Raw genomic sequence first — 9,966 nt, 5'->3', positions numbered from 1 at the left:
CCTTGCGCGGCTCGTTGCCCGGGGCGAACAGGAGCGAGCGAAGTGGCAGCGACGTGTCGGCGGCGCTCATCGGGACCACCCGACCGGTTCCAGGACGGCCAGGGTCAGGAAGCGGTCCATCATGGCGTTGACCTGCTCGGGCGCTTCGAGTTGATGGAAGTGGCCAGCGCCGACAGTTTGCCCGGTAACGGCGTGCGGGCAGAGCCGGCGCGGGCGGGCATGTCCGGGTGGCGCCCGGCTGGCTCGAGCGCAACGACCCCACCCGCGTCTCGCACGAGCGCGCTCACGCCGGGACGCCGAACGGCCGCGCGCCCAGCGCCGCCGCACCCTCGAGATCGCGCAGCAGGCAGGCGATCTGCAGCATCGCCTCCGTGATGCCGCGCTGGAAGCGCGCGAGCGTCGCCTCGATGGCCTCGACGTCGCGGGCCGGGAGCGTGGCGGCGACTGTTGCGCGGTCGAGGGCGAAGGGGAACGGTAGCCCGTGGCAGAGGGAGGTCGCCTCGGCAATCAACACCGGGACGGCCTGGGCCCGCAGGCGCGCGCCGCGCGCGGGGTCCGCCAGCGAGCGCCACGCCGCGGCGAGGTAGTCGGGCCAGCGGGCCAACGTGCGGTAGATGCTCGGCACGGCCGCCCCGCCCATGACCGCGGCGGCCTCGGCGAAGATCTCGCGCACGCGGGGATCGTCGGCGCCCTGGGGCAGCACCGGAATCGGTGGCATCCCGTCGGGAACTCCGGCTGAAATCGGCTGCCAGTCGCCGGCGCGCGGGTCACCGGTGATGGGCCGGCCCTGCCACGCCTCGAAGAGCGCAGTCACCGTGAGGAGGTTCTTCGGGTTCACCGCGACGAAGGTTTTCAGGACGCCACCGATCTCACGCCGCACGGCCGGCGCCAGCGCCACCGTGGCACCGCGATCGGGCGGCACCAGGGCCTCGATCCGGGCCACGCAGGCCCGGTGGATCGCGTCAGCCGCTCGCTCGGTATCGCGTGTGGCGAGGTTCGGCCGGAGCCTCGTCCAGGCCGTTTCGAAGTAGGCCGGGTAAGCGGCGAGAATCCTGTAGACGGTCGGCACGAACGACGACCGCAGGGTGGCCCTGAGATCGTAATACAGCGCGGCGGCCGCGCCGGTTGCCTGCGCCTCCTCGATCTGCCGCTGGAGCGTCATCGGGTCCGTGAGGTCATCCCCTCGCACGGTCATCAGCGATCGTCATCCCCCGAGCTCGCGTCCGAAGTCCGCGAGGATCTCGTCGGTATCCCGGACCAGGCCGTAGATGCGCACGAAGCTGCGCATGGTGGCGTCGTGGGAGGCCTGATCGAAGGTGGCGCAGGCGTCGTCCACCAGGACGACCTTGTAGCCGCGGTCGGCGGCGTCGCGCGCCGTGGTCTCGACGCAGAAGTTCGTCGCGATGCCGGTCACGACCAGGCCCTCGATCCCCATGTTGCGGAGAAAGTGGTCGATGGCGGTCGAGTTGAAGGCGCCCGAGGTGTTCTTGTAGAGCACGAGCTCGGTGGGACTCGGCTTCAGCTCGTCGATGATCTGTCGCTCCCAGGCCGCCTTCGAGTAGTACGGGAATCGAGTACGCGGCTCGCCCTCCACCGTGCCGTCGTGCGGGTCGATCCGTCGCCACCGCGGCAAGTCGCTCCCGTCGGGCAGCTCGGGCCCGACCGAGGTGAACACCACCGGCAGCCCGTGGCTGCGGAAGAGTTCGAGGAGCCGGACGTTGTTCGGCACCACCATCTCCCGCACCCGGGGGTAATAGTAGGCGGCGACCTCCGGGAGGTCCTCGCCGATGATCTTGCCCAGCCCGACCTCGGGTCCCCGGAGGTAGTTCTGCATGTCCACGATCAGGAGCGCCGTGCGCCGCGGGTCGATCTCGAACCTCTGCAGCGGACGCGGGAACCGCTCCACCCCAACGATCCAGCGCTTGTCGGTCTTCACGGTCGACTCTCCTTGGCCGGGGCCCGGCGGCCGGCGCTTCGTGTCATCTGATAGCCGAGGTACAGGCGCTTGACCTCGTCGTCGTCCAGGAGGTCCTTGCCTGTCCCTTCGATCCGGTTCTCTCCGACGTCCAGCACGTACCCCCGGTCCGCGATCTCGAGTGCCCGACGGGCATTTTGCTCGACCATCACGATGGACATGCCCTGCTGCCGGTTCAGCTCCTGGATCTTCTCGAAGACGAGGCTCACGTAGCGCGGCGATAACCCCAGCGACGGCTCGTCGAGGAGTAGGAGGCGCGGACGCAGCATCAACGCCCGCGCGATGGCCAGCATCTGCTGCTCGCCGCCGCTCATGCTCCCGGCGCGCTGCGTCTTGCGCTCGCCGAGCCGGGGGAAGAGCGTGAAGAGCCATTCGACCGCCTGTGCCCGACGCCGCGCGTCGCGCTCGAGGTAGCCCCCCATGTCGAGGTTCTCGCGGACCGTCATCTGGGGGAAGACGATGCGCCCCTGGAGGACGTAGCCCAGGCCACGGCCGACGATCAGGTCCGTCCGGAGACCGGTGATGCCCTGGCCGTCGAACGTCACGTGACCGCGGGAGGGACGGAGGTAGCCCATGATCGTCTTGAGCACCGTCGACTTCCCGGCGCCGTTGGGCCCGATGATGGCGATCACCTCGCCCGGCGCCACTCGGAGCGAGACGCCGTGGAGGATCTCGATCTTGCCGTAGCCCGCGGCGATGTCCCCGATGTCGAGAATCGCGTGGTCTCCCGTCCGCTCAGCGACCAAAGTAGGCTTCGATGACCCGCGGGTCCTCCCGGACGACCTCGGGCGGCCCCTCGAGGAGCAGGCGGCCCTGATCCATCACGCACACCCACTCACACAGGTTCATCACGACGTTCATATCGTGCTCGACAATGACGATCGTCTTGCCCTGCTCGCGCAGCGCCTGGATGTGGTCGAGCAGCCGTTCAAGGAGGACGCGGTTCACCCCTGCCGCCGGCTCGTCGAGGAGCAGCAGCCCCGGATCACTCATCAGCATCCGCGCGAACTCCAGGAGCTTTTGCTGTCCGAACGAGAGATTGCCGGCGCGCTCGCCCCGGAGCTGCGTCAGGTTCACGAACGCCAGCAGCTCGAACGCACGCGCCCGGCTCTGGCCCCAGCTCCCACCGCGGGCGGCGGCCATCATGTTGTCGAGCGAGGTCAGCTCGGGAAACACCTGGATGAGCTGGAACGTCCGGCCGACGCCCAGGCGGGCGATCTCGTGGGGCCGACGGCGGTCGAGTCGCTCGCCCCTGAAGACGATCCGCCCGGCGTCAGGCGTGTCGAGGCCGCAGATCAGGTTGAAGAGGGTCGTCTTGCCCGAGCCGTTTGGCCCGATCAGCCCGGTGATGTTCCCCTTGGCGACCTTCAGCGAGCAGCCGTCGAGGGCGGAGACGCCGCCGAAGCGCTTGACGAGATCCGTCACGGTCAGGAGGCTCTCGCTCACCGCACCACGCCCTTGGCGATCCAGCCCCGGTCCTCGAGCAACCCAAGCAGTCCCTTGGGCATCAGCAGGACGGTGAGGACGAGCACCAGGCCGAAAATGAAGAGGTGCAGGTAGGGGAAGCGCGCCCACACCTGCTCTTGGAACAGGAAGAGGAGGCAGGTGCCCAGGATCGGCCCGCTCACCGTGCCCCGGCCGCCGAAGAGCGCGAACACGGCCATCTGTACGGTGATGAGCACCGCGAAGATCGAAGCGGGCTCGATGAAGCCGAGGAACCGCGCGTGAAGGGCCCCGGCCATCCCGGGCGCCGCCGCGCTCAGCATGAACGCCCAGAGCTTGCACGCCGTCGTGTTGATCCCGAGCATGCCCGCCGCCACCTCCCCCTCGCGGATGGCGAGGAGCGAGAGCCCGAAGCGCGACCGGGCGACGGCCCACGAGAGCCCGATGGCGAGCGCGGCGACCAAGGCCATCCCGTAGTACGAGGAGACCAGCTCCTTGACCGGGGTGAGCAGGATGCCATTGCCGCCTCCGGTGACGTCGTCCCAGCCGAGCACCGCGATGCGCAGCGCCTCGCCGAGGCCCAAGGTGGCGATGGCGAAGTAGTGGCCGTGCAGACGGAGACAGGTGAGACCGATGGCGGCGGCGAGCGCGGTCGCCAGAACCCCGCCGGCCAGCACGGCCAGCGGCCACGCGACGGCCGCCCGCGTCACCAGAAGCGCGTAGGTGTAGGCGCCGAGGCCGAAAAAGGCCACGTGCCCGAACGACATGTAGCCGGTGAAGCCCGAGATGATGTTCCAGCTCGACGCGAGCGCCACGAACGTGAACATCTGGATCAGAACGTTCTGCGTGTACGCGGTGCCGAAGGTCGGCAGCGCGAGGAGGAACAGGATCGCGAACGCGCCACCGGCAGTCATGAGCGCGCGGGCATCTCGGCGCTCCAGTCGGGGAACGGCGTCGCTACTCGCGCGAGTCACCGAACAGCCCTTGTGGACGGAGGAGCAGGATCAGCACGAGCAGGACGTACGCGACGCCGTCGCCAACCTTCGAGGAGAGGAAGAGCTGGGAGAGGCCCTCGGCCAGCCCGAGGATCAGCCCTCCGGCCAGCGCCCCGACGTAGCTGCCCATGCCGCCGAGGATCACGACCGCGAAAGACTTGAACGTGTAGACCTGCCCGGCCTCGGGATAGAACGAGAACATGAAGCTGACGAGGGTGCCCGCCGCGCCTGCCAGCGCCGCGCCAAGGCCGAAGGTGAGGGTGTAGACGCGCCCGACGTTGATGCCGCAGGCGGCGGCGACTTCGCGGCTTTGGGCGGTGGCCCGGATTGCCTTCCCCAGCCGGCCCCACTTCAGGAACGCGAAGAAGGCGGCGGCGATGAGGAGCGCCATGACGACGCCGACCACCCGCGCCCGCGAGAAGGCGAGGCTGCCCACCCGCAGCGAGCCCTCGAGATAGGGGATCGAGCGGTACTCCCCGGTCCACACGTAGAGGGCGACGTTCACGATCATGATCGACAACCCGAACGCGACCAGGAGCGACGAGAGCTGGGGCGCGCCGATGACCCGCTTGATGACCACGCGCTGGAGGACCATGCCGAAGGCGAACAGGATCGGGATGGAGAGCACGAGCGACACCAGCGGCGAGAGGCCGGCGAGGGCGAACGCCCAGTAGGTCACGTAGGCGCCGATGATCACGAATTCGCCGTGAGCAATGTTGATTACCCGCATGACGCCGAAGATCAGCGTGAGCCCCATGGCGAGCAGCGCATACACGCCCCCGGCCAGGAGTCCGCTCACCACGACCTGCGCGACGTACTCCCAGCTCAGCATCGGGTGGCGACCGCCGCGGGCTCGGCCACGCCGTTCCGGACCCGCGCGAGGTAAGCGAGCGTTTCCGCGACGCCGACCACGTCGCAGTACTTGGCGTCGAGGTCAAACAGGCTCTGGCGGTGCGCGGCCGCGGAGCGATCGCCCACCGCCTCCCGTACGACCATGGCCCTGAACCCACTCTGCAACCCGTCGACGGCGGTGGCCCGCACGCAGCCGCTCGTCGAGCAGCCGACGAGGATGAGCGTGTCGACTTGGCGGCAGTTCAGCTGGCTGGCCAGGTCCGTGCCGAAGAACGAGGAACTGTGCTTTTTGACCAGCACCACGTCCTCTGGCCCGCGCTCGAGGCGAGGATCGAGCGCCACCGCCGGGCTGCCCGCCCGCAGCATCCGGAGGCCCTCCGCCTTGAGCGGCCAGAGCCCCGCATCCCGCTCGCCGGGCTCGTCGTAGGCCACCACGGTGTAGATGATCGGGGCGCCGGCGGCCCGGGCGACGGTGACTAGGTGAACCGTCTCCGCGACCTCCCGATCGAGAGCGGCCCCCAACGGGGAGCGAGGATCGGTGAACGCCCGCATGAAGTCGATCACCAGCACCGCCGGGCGGTGCCCGAAGCCGAGCCGCCGGTTGAACCCGCGGGCGAGGAAGAAGGCTCCCTCGCCCTCGGCTCCGTCGATCACTTCCGCTCCCGCCAAGCCGGCGTCGGGAAGCGCGGCTTCGCCGTCGCCTGGGCCTCGGGCCACACGACCTGCTTCTCGCCGTTCTGCCACTGGACGACGACCATCTTGTGCGCGACCTGGACGCCGCGCTCGTCAACGGCGTACGGTCCCCACGGCGTGTCGAACTTCGACGTGCGGAGGGCCTCGCGTATCTTGTCCTTGTCGAGCGAGCCGACCTTCTCGATCGCCCTCTGGAAAATGGTCGCGCCTTTGGCGCCCATCATGTGGTGGTAATCGGGCTGATGACCGAACTGCATGGTGAAGCTCTCGACGAACTCCCTGTGGCCGGGGGGCCCTGACTGCTTCGGCTCCCACTGCGAGGCGCCGTACACGAACTCGGCCGTCTTGCCGAGGTTCTTGTAGAACTCGGGGATGGCCGGTCCCACGCTCGAGGCGTACACCTTCACGTCGACGTCGAGATCCTTCATCTGCTTGGTGATGTTGACCGCGTCGGGGAAGTTCGTGCAGCCGATCAGGATGTCGGGCCTGGCCGCCTTGATCTTGCTGAGGGGCGCGCTGAAGTCCGTCACCTTCGACGGGTACTCCTCGCGCACCACGACCTTCATGCCCAGCTCTTTGGCGATCTTCTCCGTCTGGTCGGCCATGTCCTTGAAGACCGTGAGGTTCTCGTTGAGGATCGCGACCGTCTGGAGCCCCTGCTTCTTCCCGAGCTCAAGCGGCCCCCGCACGTACTCGCTGACAGGGCTGACGGCCATGAAGACGTTCTTGTAGCCCTGGCTGAAGATGGTGAGCGACGCCGAGCCCGAGGCGACCATCGGTATCCCGTGCTTTTCCACGATGGGCGCCACGGCGAAGGTGACGGCGCTGTGATACGGCCCGAGGACCAGGTCGACCTTGTCCTCGGTGATCAACCGCTCGTAGAGCTTGGCGCCGGTCGCGGGCGTACTCTGGTCGTCGTAGAACTTGATCTCCACCGGCCGCCCGAGGAGGCCACCCTTCTTGTTCACCTGGTCCTGCCACCACTGGTAGCCCTCCTTCATCCGGATCCCTTCCAGGCCGAGGTGCCCGGTGACGGCGATCGACGCGCCGATGACGATCGGCTTCCTGTCCTGGGCTCGCGCGGCGCCTGTCAGCCCGGAACCGCCCGTGAGCGCGAGGACTCCCACCATCACGAGCACACCAAGACGGAGCAGCGGCCGAAAAGCCTTCATCGTCGTCTCCTGATCAGGATCTCTCCTGCTGTCGGGGTGGACTTGCCTTACTCGACCGCGCCGATCGTCTCGGCGCGGATCTGCCGCAGATGCTCCTTCATCGCGACCTCGGCCCGGTCGGCATCGCCGGCCTCCAGGGCGTCGAGGACCCTCAGATGCTCTTCACAGATGAGACGGGCTCGCCGGAGCGCCGTCTCGCCCGAGCTGTGAAGATAGATCTGTCGCGTGCCCTCGATGCGTCCCCGGACGGCCTCCAGCATCCGCGCCAGCGTTCGGTTGCCGGAGGCTTCGACGATCGCGGCGTGGAATTGCACCCCCTCCTTGTCCAGCGCCTGGAGGGCTGACCCCTCAAGGGTGTCGAGCGTCTCCTGCCACTGCGCACGGAGCCCATCCAGCGTGGCGCGGTTGATGTGCGTGGCGGCCAGGCGGGCGCCCAGCCCTTCCAGCGCCTCGCGGACGAGCAGGATCTCGCGGACCTCGGGCAGCGTGAGGATCCGCACCAGCGCGCCGCGGCGCGGGAGGATCGTCGCCAGCCCCTCTTCCTGCAGCCGCTGCAGCGCCTCGCGGACCGGCGTCCGACTGATGCCCAGAAGGCTGGCCAGCTCCGCTTCGGACAGGGTGCTTCCGGGCGGGAACTCTCCAGACAGGATCTTCGCCCGGATGGTGTCATAGGCGAGGTGCCGTCTCAGTGGCCCTGAGGTACCAGTTGACATGCCAGTCGTATACTGTAAGCATATCAGTTTGTCAAGATGGCGCAGCCGCTTTGAGTCAGTCAAACTTCCGCGCTCTTCGAATGGGGGCTCCAATGGCAAACCTTCAAGAATCCGAGGTGCAGGCAATGGCGGCGACCCTCGGGCTCCCGATGAGTCGAGAAGATCTGGCCGAGGTGACGCATCGACTGAACGCGTTCATTGAGGCACTGCTGCCGCTAAGCGAACTCGCCGCCGACGCGCCCGAGCCGGTTCCCGCGCCCGTCGACCCGGACCGCGCATCATGAGCCGCCCCGGCGACGAGCTCGCGTTGCTCAGCGCGACCGACCTGGCGGCCCTCGTTCGCCGGAAGGAGGTTTCACCGGTCGAACTGGTGGATTGCTATCTCGATCGGATCGACCGCCTCGACGGACGGCTCCGCGCGTTCATCACGGTGTGTCCGGCCGAGGCCCGTGAGGCGGCCCGACGAGCCGAGCGCGCCTTGGCCGCCGGTGACCCGGCCCCGCTCCTCGGAGTTCCATTCGCGGTGAAGGATCAGTTCGACACCAAGGGCATCCGTACCACGCTCGGATCGCGCATCCTCGAGGCCTTCGTGCCCGACGCGGATGCCACGGTCGTCGCACGGCTTACCGCAGCGGGCGCAATCCTTCTCGGCAAGCTGAACCTCTCCGAGTTCGCGCTGGGTGGCACCGTCAACTTTCCCTTCGGTCAGCCGCGGAACCCGTGGAACCTGGCGCATCACCCCGGCGGCTCATCCGGTGGGTCGGGCGTCGCGACGGCCGCCGCGCTCGCGGCCTTCACACTGGGCGAGGACACCGGAGGCTCGATCCGGATCCCCGCCGCCTGGTGCGGCACGGTTGGCCTGCGGCCGACATGGGGATTGGTCTCTCGCCACGGAACGTTCCCAGCGAGCTGGTCCATGGACACCGCCGGCCCCCTTACCCGCACCGTCGCTGACGCCGGGCTCGTGCTGAAGGTGATCGCGGGGCACGACACGAGGGAGCCGCTGACGACGCGGCGGCCGGTTCCGGACTACCCGGCAGCCCTGACCGGGGACATTCGAGGCCTCCGTGTCGGGGTCGTCCGCGAGCTGACCGAGGGTGGTGGAACCGAGCCGGAGGTGAGGGCTGCCGTCCTCGAGGCGGCCACGCTGCTTGGAAAGCTCGGGGCGCTCATCGAGGACGTCTCGCTGCCACTCCTCGCCCTCGCCGGCGCCACGTTCATGGCGGTGTGCGACTCCGAGGCGACCGCGCGCCAACTCGAGTGGCTCAAGACGCGACCGAGCGACTACGACCAGGGGACGCGCCGGCGGCTGCTCACCGCCAGCTTGCTGCCGACAGCGCTCTATCACCAAGCCAACCGCGCCCGCGCGCTGATCCGCCAGCGGGTGCTCGACGCCCTCGCCACTCACGACCTGCTGCTCTGCCCGACCATGCACGCGCCGTCCCCGCTCATCGAGAGGGAGCAGGACCCCGTCACCAGCAAGGACGTGGCGGCTCGCCGGTTTTTCGGCCATCGCTCCCACACGACTCCGGCGTCGCTGGCCGGCGCGCCGGCGATCTCGGTGCCGTGCGGCTTCTCGAAGGCGGGGCTCCCCATCGGGCTTCAGCTCGTGGGACGACCGTACGACGAGGCACGCGTGCTCCAGGCCGCACACGCCTACGAGCAGGCCACGGACTGGCACCGGCGCCGGCCCAACCCTCCAGTCGGCTCGTGAGGCTCGTCGGGCTCTCGATGCCAGTTGCCCGCCGTCCGTGATCCCTGAGCACGCGTTTGGACAGCCACACTTGTCGGACGAGCCAGCACGGAGTCGCGGAATGCCCGTCGTCATGACGCGCAGATCTGTCCATGGCCCCATCGACGCCAGCCGGCTCGCCTGTCTGAGAGCCCTCGAGCGCAAGGTCTTGTCGCTCTCGACGTGGATGATTCACCACGCCAACCACATCCGCCCGAACCGCGACGGCCTGAAGGTCGGTGGCCATCAGGCCGCCCGCGCGTCCACGATGAGCTTGGCCCGCGCGTAAAAGATCTCCGTCCCCTCGAGGGACCAGCGGATGGCCGGGAGCTCCAGGTCGCGCGTGTAGTCGCCGCTGCCGAACGCGATGGTGATGACCCGGGGGCTCGCC

The 9,966-nt window shown here is 68.7% G+C and carries 11 protein-coding genes and 1 pseudogene; 3 read left to right on the top strand and 9 right to left on the bottom strand.

The features are described 5' to 3' along the window. Nucleotides 1-283: 283 nt before the first annotated feature. Genes Q7W02_10460 through Q7W02_10420 form a run of 9 tightly spaced genes read right to left on the bottom strand, consistent with a single transcriptional unit; the run spans nucleotide 284 to nucleotide 7,843 of the window. A complete protein-coding gene (locus Q7W02_10460; GenBank protein MDO8476592.1) occupies nucleotides 284-1,195 on the bottom strand; it encodes a halocarboxylic acid dehydrogenase DehI family protein in 912 nt (303 codons plus the stop codon). 9 nt (nucleotides 1,196-1,204) lie between these two features. Continuing rightward, nucleotides 1,205-1,936, bottom strand: coding sequence for an isochorismatase family cysteine hydrolase (locus tag Q7W02_10455; protein MDO8476591.1), 732 nt, complete (start codon nucleotides 1,934-1,936; stop codon nucleotides 1,205-1,207). Further along, nucleotides 1,933-2,721: an ABC transporter ATP-binding protein gene (locus Q7W02_10450; GenBank protein MDO8476590.1), complete on the bottom strand. Its 789-nt coding sequence runs from the start codon at nucleotides 2,719-2,721 to the stop codon at nucleotides 1,933-1,935. The genes Q7W02_10455 and Q7W02_10450 overlap by 4 nt, the downstream gene beginning before the upstream one ends. Further along, entirely contained in the window at nucleotides 2,711-3,421 is a 711-nt protein-coding gene (locus Q7W02_10445) for an ABC transporter ATP-binding protein (GenBank protein ID MDO8476589.1), read from the bottom strand. The genes Q7W02_10450 and Q7W02_10445 overlap by 11 nt, the downstream gene beginning before the upstream one ends. Beyond that, nucleotides 3,418-4,332, bottom strand: coding sequence for a branched-chain amino acid ABC transporter permease (locus Q7W02_10440; protein ID MDO8476588.1), 915 nt, complete (start codon nucleotides 4,330-4,332; stop codon nucleotides 3,418-3,420). The genes Q7W02_10445 and Q7W02_10440 overlap by 4 nt, the downstream gene beginning before the upstream one ends. A gap of 43 nt (nucleotides 4,333-4,375) precedes the next feature. Next, nucleotides 4,376-5,245, bottom strand: a complete 870-nt coding sequence (locus Q7W02_10435) for a branched-chain amino acid ABC transporter permease (GenBank protein MDO8476587.1) — start codon at nucleotides 5,243-5,245, stop codon at nucleotides 4,376-4,378. Continuing rightward, complete coding sequence (locus Q7W02_10430; protein MDO8476586.1) at nucleotides 5,239-5,919, bottom strand: isochorismatase family protein; 681 nt, start codon at nucleotides 5,917-5,919, stop codon at nucleotides 5,239-5,241. Before Q7W02_10430 ends, Q7W02_10435 begins: the two co-directional genes overlap by 7 nt. After that, a complete protein-coding gene (locus Q7W02_10425) occupies nucleotides 5,916-7,130 on the bottom strand; it encodes an amino acid ABC transporter substrate-binding protein (GenBank protein MDO8476585.1) in 1,215 nt (404 codons plus the stop codon). The genes Q7W02_10430 and Q7W02_10425 overlap by 4 nt, the downstream gene beginning before the upstream one ends. 47 nt (nucleotides 7,131-7,177) lie before the next feature. Beyond that, complete coding sequence (locus Q7W02_10420) at nucleotides 7,178-7,843, bottom strand: GntR family transcriptional regulator (GenBank protein MDO8476584.1); 666 nt, start codon at nucleotides 7,841-7,843, stop codon at nucleotides 7,178-7,180. Between the two features lie 92 nt (nucleotides 7,844-7,935). Between Q7W02_10420 and Q7W02_10415 the strand changes: the two genes are divergently transcribed. The 3 genes and pseudogenes from Q7W02_10415 (at nucleotide 7,936) to Q7W02_10405 (ending at nucleotide 9,852) form a co-directional block, all read left to right on the top strand. Next, on the top strand, nucleotides 7,936-8,127 hold the full coding sequence (locus Q7W02_10415) for a hypothetical protein (protein MDO8476583.1): 192 nt from the start codon (nucleotides 7,936-7,938) through the stop codon (nucleotides 8,125-8,127). After that, the gene (locus Q7W02_10410; GenBank protein ID MDO8476582.1) at nucleotides 8,124-9,557 is read left to right on the top strand and encodes an amidase; all 1,434 of its coding nucleotides are present in this window, start codon (nucleotides 8,124-8,126) and stop codon (nucleotides 9,555-9,557) included. Before Q7W02_10415 ends, Q7W02_10410 begins: the two co-directional genes overlap by 4 nt. A gap of 112 nt (nucleotides 9,558-9,669) precedes the next feature. Beyond that, a pseudogene (locus Q7W02_10405) lies at nucleotides 9,670-9,852 on the top strand (hypothetical protein). Nucleotides 9,853-9,966 lie beyond the last annotated feature (114 nt).

The sequence above is a fragment of the Candidatus Rokuibacteriota bacterium genome (assembly GCA_030647435.1).
In the GTDB taxonomy this organism is placed as follows: Bacteria; Methylomirabilota; Methylomirabilia; order Rokubacteriales; family CSP1-6; genus AR37.
Note: the sequence above shows the minus strand (reverse complement) of the source record. Positions and strands in the feature narration are given on the sequence as shown.

What these genes read in the sequence shown, in the direction of transcription:
- Q7W02_10460 (MDO8476592.1), bottom strand. Translation starts at nt 1,195, where the DNA reads ATGACCGTGCGAGGGGATGACCTCACGGACCCGATGACGCTCCAGCGG.
- Q7W02_10440 (MDO8476588.1), bottom strand. Translation starts at nt 4,332, where the DNA reads ATGACTGCCGGTGGCGCGTTCGCGATCCTGTTCCTCCTCGCGCTGCCG.
- Q7W02_10435 (MDO8476587.1), bottom strand. Translation starts at nt 5,245, where the DNA reads ATGCTGAGCTGGGAGTACGTCGCGCAGGTCGTGGTGAGCGGACTCCTG.
- Q7W02_10425 (MDO8476585.1), bottom strand. Translation starts at nt 7,130, where the DNA reads ATGAAGGCTTTTCGGCCGCTGCTCCGTCTTGGTGTGCTCGTGATGGTG.
- Q7W02_10420 (MDO8476584.1), bottom strand. Translation starts at nt 7,843, where the DNA reads ATGTCAACTGGTACCTCAGGGCCACTGAGACGGCACCTCGCCTATGAC.
- Q7W02_10415 (MDO8476583.1), top strand. Translation starts at nt 7,936, where the DNA reads ATGGCAAACCTTCAAGAATCCGAGGTGCAGGCAATGGCGGCGACCCTC.
- Q7W02_10410 (MDO8476582.1), top strand. Translation starts at nt 8,124, where the DNA reads ATGAGCCGCCCCGGCGACGAGCTCGCGTTGCTCAGCGCGACCGACCTG.